This is a genomic window from Paenibacillus donghaensis, from assembly GCF_002192415.1.
GTDB classification, from domain to species: domain Bacteria; phylum Bacillota; class Bacilli; order Paenibacillales; family Paenibacillaceae; genus Paenibacillus_AQ; species Paenibacillus_AQ donghaensis.
The window spans coordinates 7,128,677-7,153,441 of sequence record NZ_CP021780.1; the positions used below are offsets into that span (position 1 = coordinate 7,128,677).

General features: G+C 51.4%; 18 protein-coding genes, 1 tRNA gene and 3 rRNA genes. All 22 read left to right on the forward strand.

The genetic code is table 11. The features are described from left to right. Positions 1-34: 34 nt before the first annotated feature. Positions 35-919 (forward strand): Hsp33 family molecular chaperone HslO, encoded by an 885-nt coding sequence (hslO, locus tag B9T62_RS32325; RefSeq protein ID WP_087919020.1) that lies wholly within the window; start codon positions 35-37, stop codon positions 917-919. A 26-nt stretch (positions 920-945) separates the two neighbouring features. Then, entirely contained in the window at positions 946-1,860 is a 915-nt protein-coding gene (locus B9T62_RS32330) for a peptidylprolyl isomerase (protein ID WP_169834465.1), read from the forward strand. A 115-nt stretch (positions 1,861-1,975) separates the two neighbouring features. Further along, positions 1,976-2,914, forward strand: coding sequence for a cysteine synthase A (cysK, locus tag B9T62_RS32335; RefSeq protein WP_087919022.1), 939 nt, complete (start codon positions 1,976-1,978; stop codon positions 2,912-2,914). A gap of 142 nt (positions 2,915-3,056) precedes the next feature. After that, a complete protein-coding gene (locus tag B9T62_RS32340) occupies positions 3,057-4,655 on the forward strand; it encodes an anthranilate synthase component I family protein (RefSeq protein ID WP_087919023.1) in 1,599 nt (532 codons plus the stop codon). After that, complete coding sequence (gene pabA, locus B9T62_RS32345; protein WP_087919024.1) at positions 4,652-5,233, forward strand: aminodeoxychorismate/anthranilate synthase component II; 582 nt, start codon at positions 4,652-4,654, stop codon at positions 5,231-5,233. The genes B9T62_RS32340 and pabA overlap by 4 nt, the downstream gene beginning before the upstream one ends. After that, the gene (gene pabC / locus B9T62_RS32350; protein ID WP_087919025.1) at positions 5,230-6,111 is read left to right on the forward strand and encodes an aminodeoxychorismate lyase; all 882 of its coding nucleotides are present in this window, start codon (positions 5,230-5,232) and stop codon (positions 6,109-6,111) included. The genes pabA and pabC overlap by 4 nt, the downstream gene beginning before the upstream one ends. Continuing rightward, positions 6,108-6,965 (forward strand): dihydropteroate synthase, encoded by an 858-nt coding sequence (gene folP, locus B9T62_RS32355; protein ID WP_087919026.1) that lies wholly within the window; start codon positions 6,108-6,110, stop codon positions 6,963-6,965. The genes pabC and folP overlap by 4 nt, the downstream gene beginning before the upstream one ends. 33 nt (positions 6,966-6,998) lie before the next feature. Next, positions 6,999-7,361, forward strand: a complete 363-nt coding sequence (gene folB / locus B9T62_RS32360) for a dihydroneopterin aldolase (RefSeq protein ID WP_087919027.1) — start codon at positions 6,999-7,001, stop codon at positions 7,359-7,361. An 11-nt stretch (positions 7,362-7,372) separates the two neighbouring features. After that, positions 7,373-7,924 carry a 2-amino-4-hydroxy-6-hydroxymethyldihydropteridine diphosphokinase gene (folK, locus tag B9T62_RS32365; RefSeq protein WP_087920505.1) on the forward strand — a complete coding sequence of 184 codons (552 nt, stop codon included), beginning with the start codon at positions 7,373-7,375 and terminating at the stop codon, positions 7,922-7,924. After that, on the forward strand, positions 7,876-8,085 hold the full coding sequence (locus tag B9T62_RS32370; RefSeq protein WP_087919028.1) for a helix-turn-helix domain-containing protein: 210 nt from the start codon (positions 7,876-7,878) through the stop codon (positions 8,083-8,085). Before folK ends, B9T62_RS32370 begins: the two co-directional genes overlap by 49 nt. A 40-nt stretch (positions 8,086-8,125) precedes the next feature. Then, a complete protein-coding gene (dusB, locus tag B9T62_RS32375) occupies positions 8,126-9,145 on the forward strand; it encodes a tRNA dihydrouridine synthase DusB (protein ID WP_087919029.1) in 1,020 nt (339 codons plus the stop codon). 202 nt (positions 9,146-9,347) lie between these two features. Then, entirely contained in the window at positions 9,348-9,827 is a 480-nt protein-coding gene (greA, locus tag B9T62_RS32380) for a transcription elongation factor GreA (RefSeq protein ID WP_087919030.1), read from the forward strand. Positions 9,828-10,079: 252 nt separating this feature from the next. Beyond that, positions 10,080-11,600 (forward strand): lysine--tRNA ligase, encoded by a 1,521-nt coding sequence (gene lysS / locus B9T62_RS32385; protein ID WP_087919031.1) that lies wholly within the window; start codon positions 10,080-10,082, stop codon positions 11,598-11,600. 416 nt (positions 11,601-12,016) lie between these two features. Beyond that, positions 12,017-13,574: ribosomal RNA gene (locus tag B9T62_RS32390) — 16S ribosomal RNA — on the forward strand. A 378-nt stretch (positions 13,575-13,952) separates the two neighbouring features. After that, positions 13,953-16,881: ribosomal RNA gene (locus tag B9T62_RS32395) — 23S ribosomal RNA — on the forward strand. A gap of 136 nt (positions 16,882-17,017) precedes the next feature. Further along, a 5S ribosomal RNA gene (gene rrf / locus B9T62_RS32400) occupies positions 17,018-17,134 on the forward strand. The 16S, 23S and 5S rRNA genes sit together here, the layout of an rRNA operon. A 1,351-nt stretch (positions 17,135-18,485) precedes the next feature. Continuing rightward, positions 18,486-19,943, forward strand: coding sequence for an IMP dehydrogenase (guaB, locus tag B9T62_RS32405; RefSeq protein ID WP_087920506.1), 1,458 nt, complete (start codon positions 18,486-18,488; stop codon positions 19,941-19,943). 124 nt (positions 19,944-20,067) lie between these two features. Beyond that, the gene (locus B9T62_RS32410; RefSeq protein WP_245864189.1) at positions 20,068-21,456 is read left to right on the forward strand and encodes a D-alanyl-D-alanine carboxypeptidase family protein; all 1,389 of its coding nucleotides are present in this window, start codon (positions 20,068-20,070) and stop codon (positions 21,454-21,456) included. 169 nt (positions 21,457-21,625) lie between these two features. Further along, positions 21,626-22,507, forward strand: coding sequence for a pyridoxal 5'-phosphate synthase lyase subunit PdxS (gene pdxS / locus B9T62_RS32415; RefSeq protein ID WP_087919032.1), 882 nt, complete (start codon positions 21,626-21,628; stop codon positions 22,505-22,507). Between the two features lie 18 nt (positions 22,508-22,525). Next, on the forward strand, positions 22,526-23,110 hold the full coding sequence (pdxT, locus tag B9T62_RS32420; protein WP_087919033.1) for a pyridoxal 5'-phosphate synthase glutaminase subunit PdxT: 585 nt from the start codon (positions 22,526-22,528) through the stop codon (positions 23,108-23,110). 85 nt (positions 23,111-23,195) lie between these two features. Continuing rightward, positions 23,196-24,485 (forward strand): serine--tRNA ligase, encoded by a 1,290-nt coding sequence (gene serS, locus B9T62_RS32425; protein ID WP_087919034.1) that lies wholly within the window; start codon positions 23,196-23,198, stop codon positions 24,483-24,485. A 63-nt stretch (positions 24,486-24,548) separates the two neighbouring features. Next, positions 24,549-24,637 (forward strand) — tRNA-Ser (locus B9T62_RS32430). The last annotated feature ends 128 nt before the right edge of the window (positions 24,638-24,765 follow it).

A 24,765-nucleotide genomic window follows, 5' to 3' on the forward strand; every position in this document is an offset into this window, starting at 1 on the left:
GGAGAGGCTGAAGGACAGGAGGAGTATGCACCCCATGGACAAAAAGAGAGATCGGCTTATACGCGGGACGGCACTGAATGGCAGAGTAAGAGCCTTTGCTGTCCGTACAACGAATTTAGTGGAAGAATTGCGGCGCAGACACGATACCTATCCTACGGCTACGGCTGCGCTTGGACGTACGCTCACCGCTGCGGCCATGATGGGCGCAATGCTGAAGGGTCAGGAGAAGCTGAGCATTCTGGTAAAAGGCGACGGCCCTATCGGGCAGATTACGGCAGAAGCCAATGCGTATGGGGAAGTACGCGGTTATGTGCGCAACCCGCATGTTCACCTGCCGAGCAACGCTCTGGGCAAGCTGGATGTGGCCGGAGCCGTGGGAACGGACGGCTTCATTGATATCATCAAGGATCTGGGCATGAAGGAGCCATACCGGGGCAGTATACCGATTGTTTCCGGTGAGCTGGGTGACGATTTCACCTATTACTTTGCCGTTTCCGAGCAGACACCAGCTGCGGTTGGACTGGGTGTGCTGGTAGATACGGATAATTCGGTTATTGTGGCTGGTGGATTCATTGTACAGCTGCTTCCGGGTCTTACCGATGCCGAGATTACCGAGATTGAGCAGACGGTAGGCTCCATGCCATCGGTAACCACGTTGCTCGATCAGGGACTGGAGCCTGAGGATATGCTGCGTTTTCTTTTGCCTGATGCGGTCGTCATGGATGAGCTGGATATTAACTTTGTGTGTCAATGCTCTCGTGAACGGATTGAGCAGACGTTGGTGAGCCTTGGAGCGCATGAGCTGGAGCGGTTGATTGAAGAGGATGAGCAGGCTGAAGTAGTCTGTCATTATTGCAATGAGGCGTATGTATTTGAAAAGGATGAGCTGCAGGTGATTCTGGACCAAGCGAAAGCTTGAGGCGGATGACAAGACAGGAGCGCGTTATGCGCAATGCCGTCGTTATTCTGGCTGTTGCGGCAGTAGTTCTTGGAGGTCTTTTGATCTGGAGCCTGCACGCAGTAATTGTACTGAAAGAACATGAAGCAGAACAGGAGCCGCAGGATGTGGCAACAGCTGCCGGGCAGCCAATATCCGAACATCAATGGGTAGATGAGCTTAAGAAAAAAAACGGAGAAGAAGTGCTGCTGGGCATGATCAACCACATCGTAGTTGGCAAAGAGGCAACCCTACTTGCCATCCACATTAGCGAGCACGATATCGACCAAGAGCTCAAACGTATAATTTCAGGATACGGCTCCGAAGAACAATATTACGTAGAGATGCGCCATGAGCTGGGCTTAACTCGTGAGGAAGTGCGGGTTGAGACATTGTACCGCATGACGCTCCGGGCAATAGCCACCGCAGGGATTACTATTAGCGAAGCCGAGATTGATCAGTACCTGGAGCAGAACGCTGAAAGGCTTACCCCAAGGAAGCAGCTTCAGCTCTCTATGATCACGGTGGCCTCCTATGAAGAGGCGCAACTGGTAATGGACCAGCTGGAGCAGGGCGAGGACTTCGCCGAACTTGCCAAGGAACTGTCGACCGATCAGGAGAGCGGCCGAAGGGGCGGAAGTCTGGGGCTGGTAGAAGAGGGCGATCCCTTCTGGCCAGAGGAGCTGCTTGACACTGCAGCCGGACTTGAGCCGGGGGATATTGCCGGTCCGCTGGAGAAGGATGAGGAATTTGCCGTGATCCGGCTGGAGGAAATGTTCACACCCGAGGCACCTGATCCGGCGGAGGTACGTGCTTTGGTGCGCCAGGAGCTGGCTCTGGAGCAGGCAGCCCCTCTCCAGCAGGTGGAAAGTGACTTGCGGGCCAAATATGATGTTTCAATAGATATTGACAACCGCCGGTAAGATTGATAATATGAGGATATCGTAATACCTACTGATTTAGTCGGAAATGCTTCATCATCATACACAGCAAGAGATGTTCTCTTATTTATCTACCATACCAAGGAGGTTTTTGTTCATGGCTAAAGTCGTCAATAATGTAACGGAACTGATCGGAGGTACTCCGCTTGTTCGTCTGAACCGGATCGTCAATGAAGGCTACGCAGATATCTATCTGAAGCTCGAATATCAGAATCCCGGCTCCAGCGTGAAGGACCGGATTGCGATCAGCATTGTGGAAGAAGCCGAGAAGGAAGGCCTTCTGAAGCCCGGCGGAACGATCGTGGAAGCAACCAGCGGAAATACCGGTATCGGTCTGGCGCTTGTAGCCGCTGCCAAGGGCTACAAGGCAGTTATCGTAATGCCGGAAACCATGAGCTTGGAACGCCGCAACCTTCTGCGCGCCTATGGAGCAGAATTGGTTCTGACTCCTGGATCTGAAGGTATGAACGGAGCGGTTAAGAAAGCCGAACAGATTCTGGCTGAGAACCCAAGCTACTTCCTGGCAGAGCAGTTCAAGAACAAGGCCAATGTGAAGATTCACCGGGAAACAACCGGACCTGAGATTGTAGAAGCGATTGAGTCCATTGGCGGACCACTCGATGCTTTCATCGCCGGGATCGGCACAGGCGGAACCATCTCCGGCGCTGGAGAAGTGCTGAAGAGCAAATACCCAGATGTGAAGATCTACGCGGTTGAGCCTGCGGCTTCACCTATTCTGGCAGGCGGCAAACCTGGCCCCCACAAGATTCAAGGGATCGGAGCCAACTTCATTCCTGAGATTCTGAACCAGAGTATTTATGATGAAATCATTCATGTTGAGAACGATGAGGCTTTCGAAACTGCGCGCCGTGTAGCCAAGGAAGAAGGCGTGCTGTCTGGAATTTCCTCTGGCGCCGCTGTATTTGCAGCCCTTAAAGTCGCCAAAGAGCTAGGTGCAGGTAAGAAGGTTGTCGTGATTATTCCAAGTAACGGTGAACGTTACCTGAGCACACCGCTCTACAACTTCGAAGTTTAATTCAGCTAATACACAGGAGCCTTCTATCCGCTTGTACAGGGAGGAAGGCTTTTCTTTTTTCTGAAATTCATACCAGGGCTTTTCAAAGAGCAGTGAGTACAGTATACTGACAGGCAACAAACAATGGTTCACTTTTAGGGGGATGGCTTTGGAGATCATCACGGCATGGCAGGAGTGGGAACAATGGGCGGACCAGGAATGGAACATGCTCCCCCTGATTATCAGAGAATCCGAGCAAGGGAAGGGACTGCCGGCATCCTGGACAACAGCCTGGGAATTAGCTTCGTCTTATTCTGTAGTTCTGGAGAGTGGAAAGGGCGGGCGGTACACCTATCTTGGACTGAATCCGGTATCCGTATTGCAAGGGAAAGCACACAGTGCGCAGGTATTCACACTGCCTTCCGAGCTAACCGGTTCCAGTCGCCAAGAGTCTGCGGCTGCTTCGTTGTCCGGAGACCCGCTGGAACTGCTCCGGGAATGGATGTCAGAGTTCTCTGCTCCGCAGCTGGAGAATCCCCAGCTCCCTCCGTTTACAGGGGGCTGCATTGGTTTTCTTGGCTATGATGTAGTGCGTTCGCTGGAACGTCTGCCTTCGCTGGCTCAGGATGATCCGGGATTTCCCGACTATCTGTTCCTGAGACTGGAGGAGGTCTGGATTTATGACCATGCAGACGGTACGCTCTACGCCGCTGTCCATGTACCTGTGAATCCGGGTATTGGACAGGCAGACCTCCAGGAACTTTATCATAGCGCGCTCCAGCGTGCGCAGGGGATGCTTGCGCAGTGGCAGCTGATTATGGCTGCTCCGGGATTGCCGGACGGCCCTGCTGATCCGGTGCACCTGGCTGAAGGTACGGGAGAGTGGCCGGGTATGGCCTCGGCCTTCTCACAGGAGCGGTTCCAGCAGGCCGTGCTGGACGTGCAGGAATACATCCGCCAGGGCGATGTATTCCAGGTGAACCTCTCGCTGCGGCAGGAAGCGCAGCTGAAGTCGCCGCCGGAGGCGGTGTATGAATGGCTGCGGAGGCTTAACCCGTCCCCGTACATGGGGCTGCTGCGCTCGCCCGGCTTCGCCCTCTCCAGCGCTTCGCCGGAGCTGCTGGTCAAGCTGCACGGGGACCGGGTGAGCGCCCGGCCAATCGCCGGCACCCGGCGCCGGGGCAGAACTCCCGCTGAAGACGCCGCCATGGAGGCGGAGCTGCGCGGGAGCGAGAAGGAGATCGCCGAGCATATTATGCTTGTCGATCTGGAGCGCAACGACATCGGGCGCGTCGCTGCGTACGGATCAGTCAGCGTGCCTGAGCTGATGACCGTAGAGCGTTATTCCCATGTGATGCATCTGGTCTCACAGGTTGAGGGCACTATTGCGCCGGGCAAGGACGCTTACGCGGTTATGGCCGCGCTTTTTCCTGGAGGGACCATCACAGGAGCGCCCAAGGTAAGAACGATGGAGATCATTGAGGAGCTGGAGCCGGTCCGGCGCGGTCCATATACTGGATCGATGGGCTGGATTGACTATAACGGCAACATGGAATTAAATATAATCATACGCACACTGGCCGTGAAGGACGGAATAGGTTATATCCAGACGGGTGCGGGCATCGTAATTGATTCTGACCCATACCGGGAATACCGGGAATGCCATAATAAAGCCAAAGCCGTAGTGAAGGCGGTCCTCTGCAGTGAATGGCAGCAGAACCAGCCCACTGCCGGCGGCGCTGAAGGGGGAACAAGAATATGATACTGGTTATTGATAACTATGATTCCTTTACGTATAACCTTGTACAGTATTTGGGAGAGTTGGGCCAGGAGGTTAAGGTTCACCGCAACGACGAGATTAGCATTGAAGAGATCGAGCAGTTGGCACCGGATCATATTCTGATTTCACCGGGACCGTGCACACCGAATGAAGCGGGTATCAGCCTGGAGCTGCTGCATCACTTCAAGGGCAGAATCCCGATGTTTGGAGTCTGTCTCGGTCATCAGGCTATCGGGCAGGCCTTTGGCGGAAAAGTGGTTCGTGCACAGCGGCTGATGCATGGCAAAACCTCGCCGATTCTGCATAACGGCACATCGGTTTTTGAGGGGCTGGAATCTCCACTGACGGCGACACGTTATCATTCGCTGATTGTGGAGCGTGAGAGTCTGCCGGACTGCCTGGAGATCACCGCCGAGACTGCCGAAGGCGAAATCATGGCCCTGCGTCACCGCGAGTATCCGATTGAAGGCGTGCAGTTTCATCCGGAGTCGATTATTACCGAGAGCGGACGCACCCTGCTCAGCAATTTCCTGAAACGGAGAGCCGGGGAACCGGTATGAACTATATAGGTCTTAATCAGGCGGTGATACCGGCGCAGGATGCCAGAGTGTCAGTGATGGATCACGGCTTGATGTATGGTATTGGCTTGTTCGAAACCTTCCGCACATACGGAGGAGAGCCCTTTCTGCTGGAGCGCCATGTCGAACGTCTGGCAGAGGGCTGCAAGCAGCTGGGCATTCCATATGAGTATGATTATGCGGCATTGCGGGACTGGATCGGAAGAGTGATGGAGCAGAATGGACTGACCGAGGCCTATATCCGGTATACGGTGACCGCCGGTGAGGATATCCTGGGGCTTCCTGCGGGAGACTACCGGAAACCGAATCAGCTGCTGTATATCAAGGCATTGCCCCCGTTCCCGGACAGGCTGTATACGGAGGGAAAGGTGCTGCAGCTGCTGGCCTTGCGGCGCAACACGCCGGAGGGACCCGTGCGGATGAAGTCGCTGCACTACATGAATAATATACTGGCGAAACGCGAGCTTGCCGGATATGCTTCCGCCGCAGAAGGGGCCGAGGGACTGATGCTAACCGGCCAGGACCAGATAGCCGAAGGGATCGTCAGCAACGTTTTTTGGGTACAGGATAAAGTGTTGTATACACCGGATCTGAATACAGGGATCCTGCCGGGCATTACCCGGGAAATGGTGATCGAGATGGCCGAATCAGCCGGAATTCCCGTAGAAGAAGGGCTGTACAGCTGGGAGCAGCTGAGAGCCGCTGACGAGATTTTCCTGACCAATTCTGTGCAGGAGGTTGTTCCGGTGAAGGCCGTTTGCAGCAACGACAGAAGAGATCGGATTGGTGCTGGAAGTTGCGGTCCCCTGACGGGCGAGATCATTAAGCTATACAGAGAAAGGACCGAATCGATAAAATGAAACCCGTGATATATAAGCGGATTTACCGCTGTGGCGATCAGGAGCTGGTGCTCGGTGAGCGGACGCTGGTGATGGGCATTCTTAACGTGACGCCTGATTCGTTCTCGGATGGCGGACTCTGGATTGACCCGGCAGTGGCCGCGCAGCATGCGCTGGAGATGGCTGCTGCGGGAGCTGACATCATTGATATCGGTGGAGAATCAACCCGTCCAGGCCATCAGCCGGTGAGCTTGGACGAGGAATTGGCCCGTGTGCTGCCTGTCATTGAGAGTATTCACCGAGCTGCGCCCCATCTGATTGTATCGGTGGACACCTACAAGGCCGAGGTTGCACGTCAGGCGATAGCTGCCGGTGCCCATATGATCAATGATGTCTGGGGCTGCAAGGCAGATCCGGGAATGGCGGCTGTGGCTGCAGAAGCCGGCTGTCCGATTATTCTGATGCATAACCGCAAGAACCGCGATTATGCTTCGCTAATTCCCGATATCTGCTCTGACCTTATGGAGAGTGTACAGCTTGCAGAGTCCGCGGGGGTGAAGCCGGAACAGATTATTCTGGATCCGGGTATTGGCTTCGCCAAGGATTACGCCGAGAATCTGCAGGTTATGATGGCACTTGATGAGCTTGCAGTTCTCGGGTACCCTTTGCTGCTGGCCACCTCACGCAAAAAATTTATCCGAACTGTGCTCGGCCTGCCACCAGATGATGTAGTAGAGGGAACCGCCGCTACCGTGGCCTTCGGAATAGCGCAGGGCTGCCAGATGGTCCGTGTGCATGATGTGCTGCAGATCAAACGTACCGTTCAGATGTGTGATGCCATGCTGTATGCGGCTTCTCCGCTGTTTCGGCAATAAGAAATATAACTTTTGAGGATAAGGCGGTTGGCTATGGACAAAATGACGCTGCACCGGATGGAATATTACGGGTATCACGGTGTATTTGAAGAAGAACGCAAGCTGGGTCAGCGTTATTATATTGATCTGGAGCTGGAGCTTGATTTGCAAGGCGCCGGGTTGAACGACGATCTGGAACAAACCGTTAATTACGCCGAAGTTCACGGGCTAGTGAAGAATATTGTTGAAACAAAATCGTTTAAGCTGATAGAAGCTTTGGCCGAACATATTGCATCCGCGTTACTGGACACTTATACTATTATCAATGCAGCAACGGTCAAGGTGACCAAGCCGCATCCGCCGTTCGACATTCATTTTCAGGGAGTGACCGTAGAGCTGCGCAGAACCAGAAAGTGAGCGTAAGGCTGATGAATACACATTCCACCTCTGAGGAATCAGAGGCTTATATTGCTTTAGGGGCTAATCTGGGAGATCGTGCAGGGACCTTGAGAGCGGCACTGGACCGGCTGGACCAGGTTGAAGGAATCCGCATTGTCCGCTGTTCCAAGGTGTATGAGACAGAGCCTGTCGGCTACCTGGATCAACCGCAGTTTCTGAATATGGCTGCCGCCTTGCAGACTTCGTTGTCCCCGGAAGAACTGCTTCAGAAGATGCTGGACATTGAAACACAGCTAGGCCGAACACGGGATATCCGCTATGGACCCCGGACCGTAGATCTGGATCTGCTCTGGGTAGAAGGACAGCAAATGGATACACCGGACTTAACCTTGCCGCATCCGCGTATGATGGAGCGTGCATTTGTGCTTGTTCCGCTCAGTGATATCGTTCCGCAGAATGAACAGTCTTCCAGACTCCGCAAGCTTATTACTGCAGCGCTGCTAGACATAGACGGAAAGGAAGGAATTAAATTGTGGACAACAAGCGTATGGGAAGGCGGGTCAGGGCATTCCGTAAGCTGAAGGGCTTCACCCAGCAGGAGCTGGCGGACAGTGCCGGAATATCCTTGGCTGTGCTTGGCGCAGTCGAGAGGGGTAACAGACGGTTAGAAGATCAAATTTTAAATAAAATTGCGAGTGTTCTTGAGGTGGCGGCTGAAGAGCTATCCAACCCGGACTCGTAATCAGCCTTATCATACAAGAAGGAACAAGGGAGTGATACGAATGCTGAAGATTGGCAGCATTGAGATGAAGAACCAGGTCGTTCTGGCTCCGATGGCTGGCGTGTGCAATCCTGCGTTTCGTCTGATAGCCAAGGAGTTTGGCACAGGATTGGTCTGTGCGGAAATGGTAAGCGACAAGGCGATTCTGCATGGTAATCTGCGTACCCGTGAGATGCTGTTTGTAGATGAGCGGGAGAAACCGCTTAGCCTACAGATTTTTGGCGGAGACCGGCAGTCGCTGGTAGAAGCGGCTAAAGTGGTGGACAAAGAGACCAACGCTGATATTATCGACATTAACATGGGCTGTCCTGTTCCCAAGGTGACCAAATGCGACGCTGGTGCGCGCTGGCTGCTGAATCCCGACAAAATTTATGAAATGGTCTCTGCCGTAGTCGAAGCTGTCGATAAGCCGGTAACGGTGAAGATGCGCATCGGCTGGGATAGCGAGCATATATATATCGAGGAGAACGCGCGTGCCGTGGAACGAGCCGGAGGCCAGGCTGTAAGTGTACACGGACGGACACGTGAGCAGCTGTATACCGGCCAAGCGGACTGGAACTACATTAAGCAGGCCAAGCAAGCTGTGTCCATTCCTGTTATCGGCAACGGCGATGTCAATTCCCCCGAGGATGCGCGAGCCATGCTGGATCAGACAGGCTGCGACGGTGTGATGATCGGACGTGCTGCACTGGGCAACCCATGGATGCTCTACCGGACCATTCAGTATTTGCAGACAGGAGAGCTAATGCCGGAGCCGGGAGTAGGGGAGAAGCTGGACGTTGCCATTCTTCATATGGACCGTTTGATCGCCCTTAAGGGAGAGCATGTGGCTGTCCGTGAGATGCGCAAGCATTTAGCCTGGTATCTGAAGGGCCTCAAGGCTGCTGCCCGGGTGAAGGATCAAATCATGGAAGAAACCAAACGGGATGAAATGGTGAAGATTCTGAATGATTTTGTCGAACAGATGAAGGTTGAAGACAGCGGCACACAGGATGCTCGCACGTCGCTTTTCGCGGTTTAATCGCGGTTTATCCGATTTTTCCTGAATTCGGCCTAACATTATATGTGGCATCATTGACATTTTGTAGCGGTTCCAATATAATTTCTCAGTATAAAATCGCCGTTACAGCAGGTGTAGTGCAGCATGAAGGGTTCTGATCCCTTTAGATTCGCATATAGTATGGTGTTTTCAATAAATGTATACGACAGGAGAATCGGTTGAGATGAGCGATAAAGAAGTCATCCTTACGCCGGACGGGTTGAAACGTCTGGAAGAAGAACTGGAGACCCTCAAATCTGTGAAACGCCGTGAGGTTGCCGAACGGATTAAGGTGGCGATTGGCTACGGAGATATCAGCGAGAACTCGGAGTATGAGGACGCGAAGAACGAGCAGGCTTTTATTGAAGGCCGCGTCATCACTCTGGAGAAGATGCTCCGCAACGCGCGCATCATTAACAGCGACGAAATCGTTACCGACGTAGTGAGCATTGGGGTTACCGTAAGTGTGGAAGACATGGAATATGGCGACATTATGGAATACACTATTGTTGGCTCGGCTGAGACTGATCCGCTGAACAATAAGATTTCCAACGAAAGTCCGGTAGGCAAGGCAATTATCGGCAAGAAAAAGGGCACGATTGTTGACGTTAGTGTTCCTGCAGGCGTTATTCAATATAAAATACTTGATATCCGCATGAAGTAATCATACAGGCGGCAACGCCTGTAAATAGAAGTACTGCTTTTATGCATACTGAACCTGGGTATGGGGGGCAGCAGAGGGAACAAGTTTGGGAAAGCTTCCTTAGGGAAGCTTTTTTCAACATTATCAAGTAGTGCCAGAGTGAATCGCTGTCGCTATATGTTAAGCTGGAACGGGACTGTCCTCGGGTGATGAAGACGGAGCCGTTTCTTCTTGTGTATATAACATTATTTCAGGTAAGAGGGGATGAAGAGCATGACCGAAGAGACAAATCAGGTAGAACATGCGGAGAATGAAGGCAGTGAGCTGCTGAAGATCCGCCGTGCGAAATTGGACGAGCTGCGGGGATTGGGCATAGATCCTTTTGGCAAAAAATATGTGCGTACCGCGAATGCCGGCGACCTGCTCGCCAAATATGACGGTTTGACCAAAGAGGAATTGGATGAGCTGAATGTTACCGTCAGCATCGCAGGGCGTATGATGTCCAAACGCACCATGGGCAAAGCCAGCTTCGCACATCTGCAGGATCTGAGCGGCAAAATTCAGCTGTATGTACGTCAGGACAGTACGCCTGAAGCGCAGTATGCAGCATTTGGGATTCTTGATCTGGGAGATATTATCGGCGTTAAAGGAACAGTATTCAAAACCAAAACCGGTGAAACCTCTATTAAGGTGCATGAGCTTGAGGTTCTCTCCAAGTCTCTGCTGCCGCTGCCGGAGAAATATCATGGCCTAAAAGATGTGGATCTGCGCTACCGCCAGCGTTATGTTGATCTGATCATCAATCCTGAGGTGCAGCAGACGTTTATTCTCCGTTCCCGGATTATTCAATCGATGCGCCGTTACCTGGATTCGCTCGGCTATCTTGAAGTGGAGACGCCAACCCTGCACTCTATTGCCGGCGGTGCTGCTGCCCGTCCGTTTATTACGCACCACAACGCGCTGGACATGCAGCTGTATATGCGGATTGCCATCGAGCTTCATCTGAAACGCCTGATCGTTGGCGGCTTGGAGAAGGTCTATGAGATCGGCCGTGTATACCGCAATGAAGGAATGTCGACCCGTCACAATCCGGAGTTCACCATGATCGAGCTGTACGAAGCTTATGCCGACTACAAGGACATTATGCAGCTGACAGAGAACATGATCGCCCATATCGCCCAGGAGGTGCTGGGTACACAGGTGCTGAACTACCAGGGGCAGGAAGTTGATCTGACGCCAGGCTGGCGCCGTGTATCGATGGTCGATGCAGTTAAAGAGGTAACGGGTGTTGATTTCGGCGCTCAAATGACAGATGAAGAAGCACATGCTCTGGCCAAAGAAAATAAGGTGCCGGTTGAGAAGCACATGACCTTCGGACATATCCTGAACGCTTTCTTCGAGCAGTTTGTAGAGGAAACCCTGATTCAGCCTACATTTGTAATGGGACACCCCGTAGAGATTTCTCCACTGGCCAAAAAGAATGAGCAGGACCCGCGCTTTACCGACCGTTTCGAGCTGTTTATTGTGGCGCGTGAGCATGCCAATGCCTTCAGTGAGCTGAATGACCCGGTTGACCAGCGCGAACGGTTTGAAGCACAGATCCAGGAGAAGGAGCAGGGCAACGACGAAGCACATGAGATGGACGACGATTTCATTCGTGCGTTGGAGTATGGTATGCCGCCTACCGGTGGTTTGGGTATCGGTGTAGACCGTCTGATTATGCTGCTAACTAACTCTGCCTCGATCCGTGACGTGCTGTTATTCCCGCATATGCGCAATCGTAGCGTGGAATAAGTGGTTTGAGCTATAGCGCCTGCAATGTTCAAGGGAAGCTGTATCATGCAGTTTCCCTTGCTTTATAAGTAGTCTTCAAAAAAAGCTTGCAATCCAATTCTGCACATGGTATATTCTTATTCCGGCCAAGAAAGCTAAATGCTTCGCTCGAAAAGAACTTGAAAAAAGAGCTTGCATTACACGGTTGGATATGATATATTATAAGAGTTGCTGGTGACGCAAACATCGCTGACAACGAGAACTTGATCTTTGAAAACTGAACAACGAGTGAGTGGGATTTTACGAAAGTAAAATCCAAAAGAAGATGAGTTTCACGCAAGTGAAGCTTGTCGGTAGAGAATGCAAATTCTCGTCAGATGTTTCAAATTGAGCATATCGCTCTTTTCAATACTTTATCGGATCTATCCGATAAAACCAATTTGGAGAGTTTGATCCTGGCTCAGGACGAACGCTGGCGGCATGCCTAATACATGCAAGTCGAGCGGAGTCCTGTTGAAAGCTTGCTTTCAACAGGATTCAGCGGCGGACGGGTGAGTAACACGTAGGCAACCTGCCCCTTAGCCTGGGATAACTACCGGAAACGGTAGCTAATACCGGATAATTCCTTGGTTCTCCTGAACCGAGGATGAAAGGCGGAGCAATCTGCCCTTAAGGGATGGGCCTGCGGCGCATTAGCTAGTTGGTGAGGTAACGGCTCACCAAGGCGACGATGCGTAGCCGACCTGAGAGGGTGAACGGCCACACTGGGACTGAGACACGGCCCAGACTCCTACGGGAGGCAGCAGTAGGGAATCTTCCGCAATGGGCGAAAGCCTGACGGAGCAATGCCGCGTGAGTGATGAAGGTTTTCGGATCGTAAAGCTCTGTTGCCAGGGAAGAACGTCCGGTAGAGTAACTGCTATCGGAGTGACGGTACCTGAGAAGAAAGCCCCGGCTAACTACGTGCCAGCAGCCGCGGTAATACGTAGGGGGCAAGCGTTGTCCGGAATTATTGGGCGTAAAGCGCGCGCAGGCGGCTATTTAAGTCTGGTGTTTAAACCTTGGGCTCAACCTAAGGTCGCACTGGAAACTGGGTGGCTTGAGTACAGAAGAGGAAAGTGGAATTCCACGTGTAGCGGTGAAATGCGTAGATATGTGGAGGAACACCAGTGGCGAAGGCGACTTTCTGGGCTGTAACTGACGCTGAGGCGCGAAAGCGTGGGGAGCAAACAGGATTAGATACCCTGGTAGTCCACGCCGTAAACGATGAGTGCTAGGTGTTAGGGGTTTCGATACCCTTGGTGCCGAAGTTAACACAGTAAGCACTCCGCCTGGGGAGTACGGTCGCAAGACTGAAACTCAAAGGAATTGACGGGGACCCGCACAAGCAGTGGAGTATGTGGTTTAATTCGAAGCAACGCGAAGAACCTTACCAGGTCTTGACATCCCTCTGAATCTGCTAGAGATAGCAGCGGCCTTCGGGACAGAGGAGACAGGTGGTGCATGGTTGTCGTCAGCTCGTGTCGTGAGATGTTGGGTTAAGTCCCGCAACGAGCGCAACCCTTATGCTTAGTTGCCAGCACATGATGGTGGGCACTCTAAGCAGACTGCCGGTGACAAACCGGAGGAAGGTGGGGATGACGTCAAATCATCATGCCCCTTATGACCTGGGCTACACACGTACTACAATGGCCGGTACAAAGGGCTGCGAAACCGCGAGGTGGAGCGAATCCCAACAAAGCCGGTCTCAGTTCGGATTGCAGGCTGCAACTCGCCTGCATGAAGTCGGAATTGCTAGTAATCGCGGATCAGCATGCCGCGGTGAATACGTTCCCGGGTCTTGTACACACCGCCCGTCACACCACGAGAGTTTACAACACCCGAAGTCGGTGGGGTAACCCGCAAGGGAGCCAGCCGCCGAAGGTGGGGTAGATAATTGGGGTGAAGTCGTAACAAGGTAGCCGTATCGGAAGGTGCGGCTGGATCACCTCCTTTCTATGGAGAATCGTTTCCTGAGACGGAAACATTCGAACAGAAGCGTAAGCTTCTATAGAACCTTCGGGTTCAACACACTCACTCGTTGCTCAGTTTTGAGAGTTTAAGCTCTCTGTTTCTGAAAGGCTTGGACGATCACGAAAGTGTCGTTAAACGTTTCAGACTACAACTTGATCCTTGAAAACTGGATACCGAAACGAATTTGCGTTTAGAACATCTTTTAGCTATAACTTGTGCAAACAAGTGAATTAGTTATTAGCTGGAAGCGAAGGTTTTGGATTGTGAAGCGACCTTTGGCTTTAAACAGAGTAGCGAACGGATTCTTCCGGAAGCGCTGTTTAAAACAAGATGAGCAAACAAGCCAAACACCGGAGCGATGGTTAAGCTAATAAGAGCACACGGAGGATGCCTAGGCGCCAGGAGCCGACGAAGGACGTGGCGAACAACGAAACTGCCTCGGGGAGCTGTAAGCAAGCTTTGATCCGGGGGTGTCCGAATGGGGAAACCCAGCTGTGGTAATTCGCAGTTACTCCTCTCTGAATACATAGGAGAGGTAGAGGCAGACCAGGGGAACTGAAACATCTAAGTACCCTGAGGAAGAGAAAACAATAGTGATTCCGTCAGTAGCGGCGAGCGAACGCGGAACAGCCTAAACCTAAGAGCTTGCTCTTAGGGGTTGTGGGACGTCTCACATGGAGTTACAAAGGAATATAGTAGGCGAAGAGGTCTGGAAAGGCCCGCGATAGAGGTAAAAGCCCTGTAGCCTAAACTGTATTCTCTCCGAGACGGATCCCGAGTAGTGCGGGGCACGTGAAACCCCGTATGAATCCAGCAGGACCATCTGCTAAGGCTAAATACTACCTGGCGACCGATAGTGAAACAGTACCGTGAGGGAAAGGTGAAAAGCACCCCGGAAGGGGAGTGAAATAGAACCTGAAACCGTGTGCTTACAAAAAGTCAGAGCCCGTTTTAGGGGTGATGGCGTGCCTTTTGTAGAATGAACCGGCGAGTTACGTTTACCATGCAAGGTTAAGGTGAGAAGCCGGAGCCGCAGCGAAAGCGAGTCTGAATAGGGCGATTTGAGTATGGGGGCGTAGACCCGAAACCGTGTGATCTACCCCTGTCCAGGGTGAAGGTGCGGTAACACGCACTGGAGGCCCGAACCCACGCATGTTGAAAAATGCGGGGATGAGGTGGGGGTAGCGGAGAAATTCCAATCGAACTCGGAGATAGCTGGTTCTCCCCGAAATAGCTTTAGGGCTAGCCTCGGTATAAGAATAGTGGAGGTAGAGCACTGATTGGGTGCGGGGCCCGCAAGGGTTACCAAGCTCAGTCAAACTCCGAATGCCACATATTTATTGCCGGGAGTCAGACAGTGAGTGCTAAGATCCATTGTCGAAAGGGAAACAGCCCAGACCATCAGCTAAGGTCCCCAAGTGTGTGTTAAGTGGGAAAGGATGTGGAGTTGCACAGACAACCAGGATGTTGGCTTAGAAGCAGCCACCATTGAAAGAGTGCGTAATAGCTCACTGGTCGAGTGACTCTGCGCCGAAAATGTAACGGGGCTAAACACACCACCGAAGCTATGGCTAGATACAATGTATCTGGGGTAGGGGAGCGTTGTATATACGTTGAAGGTATACCGTGAGGAGTGCTGGAGCGTATACAAGTGAGAATGCCGGTATGAGTAACGAAAAGATCAGTGAGAATCTGATCCGCCGAAAGCCCAAGGTTTCCTGAGGAAGGCTCGTCCGCTCAGGGTAAGTCGGGACCTAAGGCGAGGCCGAAAGGCGTAGTCGAAGGACAACAGTTTGAAATTACTGTACCACCGTAATCCGCTATGAGCGATGGGGTGACGCAGGAGGGTAGTGACGCGGACTGATGGATGTGTCCGTCTAAGCAGTGAGGCTGATGTGTAGGCAAATCCGCACATCGTGAAGGCTGGGCTGTGATGGGGAGCGAAAATGTTAGTAGCGAAGGTCATGATCTCACACTGCCAAGAAAAGCCTCTAGCCAGGAGAAGGTGCCCGTACCGCAAACCGACACAGGTAGGCGAGAAGAGAATTCTAAGGCGCGCGGAAGAACTCTCGTTAAGGAACTCGGCAAAATGACCTCGTAACTTCGGGAGAAGAGGTGCCTCGGTAGGGTGAATAGCCCGAGGGGGCCGCAGTGAAAAGGCCCAAGCGACTGTTTAGCAAAAACACAGGTCTGTGCGAAGCCGTAAGGCGAAGTATACGGGCTGACGCCTGCCCGGTGCTGGAAGGTTAAGGGGAGCGGTTAGGGGTAACCCGAAGCTGTGAACCGAAGCCCCAGTAAACGGCGGCCGTAACTATAACGGTCCTAAGGTAGCGAAATTCCTTGTCAGGTAAATTCTGACCCGCACGAATGGCGTAACGACTTGGGCGCTGTCTCAACGAGAGATCCGGTGAAATTTTAATACCTGTGAAGATGCAGGTTACCCGCGACAAGACGGAAAGACCCCATGGAGCTTTACTGCAGCTTGATATTGAATTTGGGTACGATCTGTACAGGATAGGTGGGAGCCAGAGAAGCAGGAGCGCAAGCTTCTGCAGAGGCGCCGTTGGGATACCACCCTGATCGTATCTAGGTTCTAACCTAGTGCCCTTATCGGGTACGGGGACCGTGTCAGGCGGGCAGTTTGACTGGGGCGGTCGCCTCCTAAAGAGTAACGGAGGCGTTCCAAGGTTCCCTCAGAATGGTTGGAAATCATTCGCAGAGTGCAAAGGCATAAGGGAGCTTGACTGCGAGACCTACAAGTCGAGCAGGGACGAAAGTCGGACTTAGTGATCCGGTGGTACCGCATGGAAGGGCCATCGCTCAACGGATAAAAGCTACCCTGGGGATAACAGGCTTATCTCCCCCAAGAGTCCACATCGACGGGGAGGTTTGGCACCTCGATGTCGGCTCATCGCATCCTGGGGCTGAAGTAGGTCCCAAGGGTTGGGCTGTTCGCCCATTAAAGCGGTACGCGAGCTGGGTTCAGAACGTCGTGAGACAGTTCGGTCCCTATCTGTCGTGGGCGCAGGAAATTTGAGAGGAGCTGTCCTTAGTACGAGAGGACCGGGATGGACGTACCGCTGGTGCACCAGTTGTTCCGCCAGGAGCATGGCTGGGTAGCTACGTACGGACGGGATAAGCGCTGAAAGCATCTAAGCGTGAAGCCCCCCTCAAGATGAGATTTCCCAATTAGTAAGACCCCTTGAAGACGACGAGGTAGATAGGTTGGAGGTGGAAGTGCAGCAATGCATGGAGCTGACCAATACTAATCGGTCGAGGGCTTATCCACAATCTTAAAACGCAGATTTGTTTCGGATTCAGTTTTCAGGCGATTAAGCCTGAAAGATTTTAAGCTGCATGTCTTTTCTGTAGTCGGTTATTTTCCTGAAGGAATTCGGGGGAGTAGCACGAGCGGAAAAAACCCGTTTGGTGGCGATAGCGGAGGGGTTCCACGCGTACCCATCCCGAACACGACCGTTAAGCCCTCCAGCGCCGATGGTACTTGGACCGAAGGGTCCTGGGAGAGTAGGACGCCGCCAAGCACATGAAGACCACTGTTGATTATCAACGGTGGTTTTTTTGTTATATTTGGAAAGTTTGCGGCACAATAATGCAGATGATTTAGTTAATAATTAGTTGGACCAACTCAATTTTAGTGTATTCTGTAGTACGAGCAAATAGATGCGAAGCTGGTTACTACTTAGGTCCAGTGAGGAATGATAGGGAAATTCTACCGCTAGTTGGATGAAAGCTGGGGGGTGAATCCGCTCCGAAAAGCCCTGGATAGACAAATTAGTGGTAACTTTTCCCTATAGGCAACGAGAATCGCACAAAAGTCAGCAGTTAACGGTAGTTTTTCCCCATAGCATCTCTGTTTCCCTACTCCGAAGCTCAAACCTACTGGAAGAAGGCTGGAGTCCTAAGTAGTAACCGAAGCTGCAACTAATTTCAGCTAAAATCTCTATCAGGGTGTGATTAATTGCGATATTGCAACTAATTTCCGGTAAATCAAGTCTTATACGCTCAAACGCCGGAATTAAGTGCCTTATTGGTTACTACTTAGGACCCTGCGAGGATATAGAAGGTTTACTTGCGAAGGTTAGGGGAACGCACTACCGTAATCCAAACCCTCCCCTACCCGGAACTTCAGGTAACCTACATCCTAACGGACCGTATGAGCGTGTCGATTCATTGTGGACAACTGTAAACTTGGTTCTCTCAAATCGATTTTTGTGTTGGAAAGCGAAAATTTCCATCAGAAAATGGATCTGAGCGTCTCTGAGAGGAGATTTTTGGGTTGCTCAACTGCATTTTTGATTTATCCACAATGAATCGACAGCCTCCCTGAGTCCGTTAATAGTCTGAAAGGTAATCGCTGGTTACGGGCGACAGCCTTCCTTTGTTATGCTTACCCTCCTTGTCTCGCGGTGTGGTATGACTGGCTCGGACGAGTAACACATGGAACACAAGGGGGCTCTAAGTAGTAACCACTTTCACAACTAATTCCAGGCAAGCAGCGAGCCAGCAGTTGATTAAGGGCAAATAAGTAAGGATTATTCCGCTCCTAAACCTTAATAATGGTTTGAACAGGAAACTTTCACTGAACGGAGTTTTTTAATGCTCCCTTATTAACTACAGTTTCTTCTATAATAATGTCCTCTGGATACGGACTTCAGTCCAAGAATTCGCTTACGCACAGAACGTTCTCCCAAACCCTGCTAAGAACGTGTAATGTTCTTGACAGTCCAAAAGCCCTTTGCTAAGATGGCAATAATATATTTTTGGGCAAGCTTTTTAAACCTGATGTAGAGAGTTCGGTATAGGGCTTTCCAGGTCTAAGTATATGTCTGTCGTGAATGGACTTGAATTGAAAACCAAGGAGGAATGGCCCAGGTGTGGGAAGATAAGTTTGGTAAAGAGGGATTAACCTTTGATGATGTGCTGCTGGTACCGCGTAAATCGGAGGTATTGCCCAAGGAAGTGGATCTGTCCACGGTACTTAGCAAGAATGTGAAGCTCAATATTCCGCTGATGAGCGCCAGCATGGACACGGTGACTGAAGCCGCCATGGCGATCGCCATCGCCCGTGAGGGTGGCATCGGCATTATCCATAAGAATATGTCTATCGAGCAACAGGCAGAGGAAGTAGACCGCGTGAAACGCTCGGAGAGCGGAGTTATCACTAATCCTTTTTCGCTTACCGCTGAACATTGGGTCTCCGACGCTGAGCATTTAATGGGCAAATACCGGATTTCCGGAGTTCCCATTGTGGATGAGAACAACAAGCTGGTCGGTATCCTTACGAACCGTGACTTGCGCTTTATCCATGACTATAACATTCAGATTAAAGAAGTAATGACACATGAGAATCTGGTTACCGCTGCGGTGGGCACGACCCTCCAGGAAGCCGAAGGGATTCTGCAGCGTCACAAGATTGAGAAGCTGCCACTCGTGGACGAGAACAATATTCTCAAGGGTCTCATTACTATTAAAGATATCGAGAAAGCGATCCAATTCCCCAACGGAGCCAAAGATGCTCAAGGACGCCTGCTTGTAGGTGCAGCGATCGGGATCTCGAAGGATACTTTTGAACGTACGGAAGCTCTGGTCAAGGCCGGTGTGGACCTGATCAGTGTAGATTCGGCTCACGGTCACCATATTAATATTATAGATGCGGTAAGAGAGCTGCGCAGACTGTATCCGGACCTTACTATTGTGGCTGGCAACGTAGCTACAGGTGAAGCTACCCGTGAGCTGATTGAAGCAGGAGCCTCTGTGATCAAAGTGGGCATTGGCCCGGGATCGATCTGTACCACTCGTGTTATCGCCGGGATTGGAGTACCGCAGGTTACGGCGATCTATGACTGTGCTTCAGTTGCCCGGGAATACGGAATCCCTGTTATCGCTGATGGAGGCATCAAATACTCCGGTGAGATCACCAAGGCGATTGCCGCCGGAGCCCACGCAGTAATGATGGGCAGCCTGTTCGCAGGCACTGAAGAGAGTCCTGGGGAGTCCGAGATTTATCAGGGGCGCAGGTTCAAGGTATACCGCGGCATGGGCAGTATGAGCGCAATGAAGCAAGGCAGCAAGGACCGTTATTTCCAGGATGATGACAAGAAGCTTGTACCTGAAGGAATCGAAGGCCGTGTTGCCTTCAAGGGGCCGCTGTCGGATACTGTACATCAATTGATTGGTGGTCTACGCTCGGGTATGGGCTATTGTGGTTCCAAGAACCTGGATGCACTGCGTAACGAGACTGCATTTATCCGCATCACAGGTGCAGGCCTGCGCGAGAGCCATCCGCATGACGTACAGATTACCAAAGAAGCACCTAACTATTCGCTGTAATGAGCATTTAAATGATTTTGGAGACAGACTGGACTTATTTCGTTCAGTCTGTCTTTTTTTGCTGTACCCCCTGTGTTAGAATAGAACAAGCATTGATTTGAGTTCTAAAGGAGAGTAGTAATCATTGAAGCACAAGCGACAATTTAATGGTAAACAATTTGTGATCAAGACAGCGACTGTAGGTCTGCTTTTAAATATGCTAGTAGCACCAACTCATTCGGCAATAGCGGAGAAAGCCCCGGCAGCAACGGAAGCGCCCGCTGCGACTGGCACCAAGCAAGCGGCTACGCCTGCGGTCAAGATTCCTACGGTACAATCATTGGAACTGGATTTAGGCTCGGCGGTAGTGCTTGAGCCTACAACAGGTGAAGTGCTGCTGGCTGTGAATGCGGATAAGCCGCTTCCTCCGGCAAGCATGACCAAGATGATGACAGAATATCTTGTAGCGGATGCGGTCAAGAATGGCCAGCTTACCTGGGAGCAGAAGGTAGTTGTGCGGGAGAACGCTTCGAAGCAAATCGGATCCCGTATTTTTTTGGCACAAGGTGACGAACATACGGTTGAGGAACTTTACATAGCGATGGCTGTTGGCTCTGCCAATGATGCGACGGTAGCGCTGGCTGAGCTTGTCTCGGGATCGGAGCAGGAGTTTGTAGCCCTAATGAACAAAACTGCGGAGAAAATGGGCATGAAGACGGCTCACTTCATTAACTCGACAGGACTTAACCGTGATGACATGCCAAGCAAGTTCCGTCCGGCTGAAAAGGGCGAAACCTTGATGTCTGCGATGGATGCAGCATTGCTTGCCAAGTATATTGTCACTGATCATCCGGATTTCACCAGATTCACCAAGATTCAGTCCTATCAGTTCCGTGAACGCGATGACAAACCGATGGTGAACCTGAACTGGATGCTGGAGAGCAACAAGAGCATTGCCAATTTCAAAGCCTATGCCTATCCCGGTCTCGATGGACTGAAGACAGGCCATACTAGTGATGCAGGCAACTGCTTCACAGGTACGGCTGTGCGTGATGGTATGCGGCTGATCAGCGTAGTCATGGGAGCCAACTCAGAGGCGCACCGTTTCACTGAAACGAAGAAAGTGCTTGATTTCGGCTTTAACAACTTTGAGATCAAGCAGGTGGTAGCGCCTAAGGCTGTTATCGCGGGTAATGAGACACTCCCGGTACTGAAAGGCAAGAAGGAAGAGGTATCCGTTGTTACCGATGACGGCGTAACTTTTGTAGTCCCTAAGGGGACAGTATCGCCGCAAATCACAACTAAACTTGTAGCTAACGATCCAGCCACGATGGTTGCACCGATTGCTCAAGCCTCCAAGGTCGGGAAGGTAACCTATTCCTACAAAGGTGAAGGAATGTCCCAAACGCAGCAGAAGACGGTTAACCTGATTACTGCAGAAGAAGCAGAGAAGGCAGGCTGGTTCAAGCTGCTGCTTAGAGCGATAGGTGATTTTTTCGGTGATTTGTTCACTGGAATCAAGAACCTGTTCTAACTGCTGCCTATTCTTCTTAAGTACAGTGATATAAGTTGAACTTAAGAATGTTACGCTGCTTCATTCTTAAGTTCACGTTCTATAATACCAAGTAAATGGATTGTATATTTAACCGCCTTGCGGTAAAATTACAAGTTAGATTAATCAGATTAACCCGGGAGGCTTGGATATGGAAACTGGAACATCACGAGTCAAAAGAGGCATGGCAGAAATGCAAAAAGGCGGCGTCATTATGGACGTCATGAATGCAGAGCAGGCAAAAATTGCCGAAGCTGCGGGAGCAGTAGCTGTAATGGCTCTGGAACGTGTACCTTCCGATATCCGCGCTGCCGGCGGTGTGGCAAGAATGGCGGATCCTACTATAGTGGAAGAAGTTATCAAGGTAGTAAGCATTCCTGTTATGGCCAAAGCTCGCATCGGGCATTACGTGGAAGCCAAGGTTCTGGAGTCGCTGGGTGTGGATTATCTGGACGAGAGTGAAGTTCTAACGCCTGCGGATGAGGTATTTCATATCAACAAACATGAATTCACTGTACCATTCGTATGTGGAGCTAAGGATCTGGGGGAAGCGCTGCGCCGTATCAATGAAGGTGCATCCATGATCCGCACGAAGGGCGAACCGGGAACCGGCAACATTGTAGAAGCTGTACGCCATATGCGCTTCATCAATAGCCAGATTCGCAAGGTGACCAATCTGTCGAAGGACGAGCTGTACCATGAAGCGAAGAACCTGGGCGTATCTTACGAACTGCTGCTGGAAGTGCATGAGCTGGGCAAGCTGCCGGTAGTCAACTTTGCTGCAGGTGGAGTAGCTACTCCGGCTGATGCGGCTCTGATGATGCATTTGGGAGCGGATGGCGTATTCGTCGGCTCAGGGATTTTTAAATCGGACAACCCTGAGAAGTTCGCGCGCGCGATTGTAGAAGCAACCACGCATTTCACAGATTATAAACTGATCGCAGAAGTATCCAAGAACCTGGGCACACCGATGAAGGGAATTGACATTGCAACTCTGACTCCGGCTGAGCGTATGTCGGAGCGTGGCCGTTAACAGAGAGAAGGACTCATGATGAGAATTGGAGTGCTGGCGCTGCAGGGCGCGGTTACAGAGCATATTGTCAGTATAGAGAAGACCGGGGCAGTAGGTGTGGCCATCAAGCGTGTAGAGCAGCTGGAGGATGTGCAAGGGCTGATTATCCCGGGGGGCGAGAGCACAACGATTGGCAAGCTGATGCGCAAATATGGCTTCATCGAAGCCATTCGTAATTTTTCGGATCAGAATAAGCCGATTTTTGGTACCTGTGCCGGAATGATTGTACTGGCAAAGGTAATTTCCGGCGGTGAGCAGGGGCATTTGGAGCTGATGGATATTACCGTGGCCCGGAATGCCTTTGGACGCCAACGGGAAAGCTTTGAATGTGATCTGGAAGTTAAAGGAATTTCAGCGCCGGTGCGTGCTGTATTTATTCGTGCACCCCTGATTGAAATGGTAGGACCGGGGGTGGAAGTGCTGACCGTCTATAAGGATGAGATTGTAACAGCACGTCAAGGTCACCTGCTCGCCGCTTCTTTTCACCCGGAATTGACAGATGACTACAGGCTTCATCAATATTTCGCTGATATGGTAATGGCCAGTATGGCAACAGAGCAATAGAACTGCATATAAGAACATCCTGACTCTTTCAAAGCTGCAAACAGCATTTTGAAAGAGTTTGGGCTGTTTTCAGGGGGGAAACTTTGTGCTAGATGTAAAAGTATTACGAAATGAGTATAGCCGGGTAGAAGAAGCTCTGCAGAAGCGCGGTAAATCGCAGGAGCTGATCTCGGGCTTCCCGCTGCTGGATTCGCGCCGCCGTGAATTGCTGCAGGAGACGGAAGGGCTCAAGAACCACCGCAACATTGTATCAGGCGATGTTGCCAAGAAGAAGAAGAACGGTGAGCCGGCGGATGATCTGATTGCGGAGATGCGCACGGTATCTGATCGTATCAAGGAACTGGATGATGAGGTTCGCGGATTGGAAGTTCAAATTGACGAGCTGACGATGAGCATTCCTAATATTCCACATGATTCTGTACCCGCAGGCAAGTCAGAAGAAGACAATGTGGAGATCAGACGCTGGTCGCAGCCGAGAGAATTCGGATTTACACCGAAATCGCATTGGGAGCTTGCGCAGCAGTTGGATATCATTGACTTTGAAGCCGCTGCCAAGGTTACTGGATCACGGTTTGCTTTCTATAAGGGAATGGGTGCGCGTCTGGAACGGGCGCTGATTAACTTTATGATGGATCTTCACAGTGGTGAACACAACTATGAAGAGATGCTGCCTCCTTATATCGTGAATAAGGATAGCTTATACGGCACGGGACAGCTTCCGAAGTTCGAGGAGGATCTGTTTAAGCTGCGTGATACGGAATATTACCTGATTCCGACGGCTGAAGTACCGGTAACGAACTATTATCGTGAAGAAATTCTGACAGCGGCTGATCTCCCTAAATACCATGTGGCCTACAGCTCCTGTTTCCGTTCGGAGGCAGGATCTGCAGGCCGGGATACACGGGGCTTGATCCGCCAGCATCAGTTCAATAAGGTAGAGCTGGTGAAGATTACTTCGCCTGAATCCTCTTACGAGGAGCTTGAGAAGATGACTGCGGACGCAGAACGTGTCCTGCAGCTGCTGGAGCTGCCCTACCGGGTTCTGGGGCTCTGTACGGGTGATATGGGCTTCACTGCGGCGAAGACCTATGACCTGGAGGTATGGCTGCCGGAGAGCGGTATGTATCGCGAGATTTCCTCTTGCTCGAATACCGAAGACTTTCAGGCGCGCCGCGCCAACATCCGCTTCCGCAAGGAACCGAAGGCCAAGCCTGAATTCGTGCATACGCTGAATGGATCTGCGCTGGCTGTAGGACGGACAGTGGCTGCTATTCTGGAGAACTATCAGCAGGAAGATGGCAGTATCAAAATTCCGGAATGCTTGCAGCCTTACATGCGCAATGCTGCTATAATTCAGCCCAAAGCTTCTTCATAATTTAGTTGCATATTCTTTTATGAGTGTGGTATAATCTTAATGCATGTGTGATTTTGATGTATTGGAGAGGTACCGAAGCGGTCATAACGGGGCGGTCTTGAAAACCGTTAGAGTGCAAGCTCACATGGGTTCGAATCCCATCCTCTCCGCCATTTTTTAGATAATGAATTCAACTATAAATAGAGCCGTTTCCTCCGGGAAACGGTTTTTTTGCGCCTGCTGGCTACCTGGGAATAAAAAACCTGATTTCTCCACATTGTATTAGAGAAGGAGGCTGATG

What these genes read in the sequence shown, in the direction of transcription:
- B9T62_RS32330 (WP_169834465.1), top strand. Translation starts at nt 946, where the DNA reads ATGCGCAATGCCGTCGTTATTCTGGCTGTTGCGGCAGTAGTTCTTGGA.
- pdxT (WP_087919033.1), top strand. Translation starts at nt 22,526, where the DNA reads ATGAGAATTGGAGTGCTGGCGCTGCAGGGCGCGGTTACAGAGCATATT.
- pabC (WP_087919025.1), top strand. Translation starts at nt 5,230, where the DNA reads ATGAACTATATAGGTCTTAATCAGGCGGTGATACCGGCGCAGGATGCC.
- folK (WP_087920505.1), top strand. Translation starts at nt 7,373, where the DNA reads ATGAATACACATTCCACCTCTGAGGAATCAGAGGCTTATATTGCTTTA.
- lysS (WP_087919031.1), top strand. Translation starts at nt 10,080, where the DNA reads ATGACCGAAGAGACAAATCAGGTAGAACATGCGGAGAATGAAGGCAGT.
- folP (WP_087919026.1), top strand. Translation starts at nt 6,108, where the DNA reads ATGAAACCCGTGATATATAAGCGGATTTACCGCTGTGGCGATCAGGAG.
- hslO (WP_087919020.1), top strand. Translation starts at nt 35, where the DNA reads ATGGACAAAAAGAGAGATCGGCTTATACGCGGGACGGCACTGAATGGC.
- cysK (WP_087919022.1), top strand. Translation starts at nt 1,976, where the DNA reads ATGGCTAAAGTCGTCAATAATGTAACGGAACTGATCGGAGGTACTCCG.
- greA (WP_087919030.1), top strand. Translation starts at nt 9,348, where the DNA reads ATGAGCGATAAAGAAGTCATCCTTACGCCGGACGGGTTGAAACGTCTG.
- B9T62_RS32340 (WP_087919023.1), top strand. Translation starts at nt 3,057, where the DNA reads ATGGCTTTGGAGATCATCACGGCATGGCAGGAGTGGGAACAATGGGCG.
- pdxS (WP_087919032.1), top strand. Translation starts at nt 21,626, where the DNA reads ATGGAAACTGGAACATCACGAGTCAAAAGAGGCATGGCAGAAATGCAA.
- pabA (WP_087919024.1), top strand. Translation starts at nt 4,652, where the DNA reads ATGATACTGGTTATTGATAACTATGATTCCTTTACGTATAACCTTGTA.
- folB (WP_087919027.1), top strand. Translation starts at nt 6,999, where the DNA reads ATGGACAAAATGACGCTGCACCGGATGGAATATTACGGGTATCACGGT.
- dusB (WP_087919029.1), top strand. Translation starts at nt 8,126, where the DNA reads ATGCTGAAGATTGGCAGCATTGAGATGAAGAACCAGGTCGTTCTGGCT.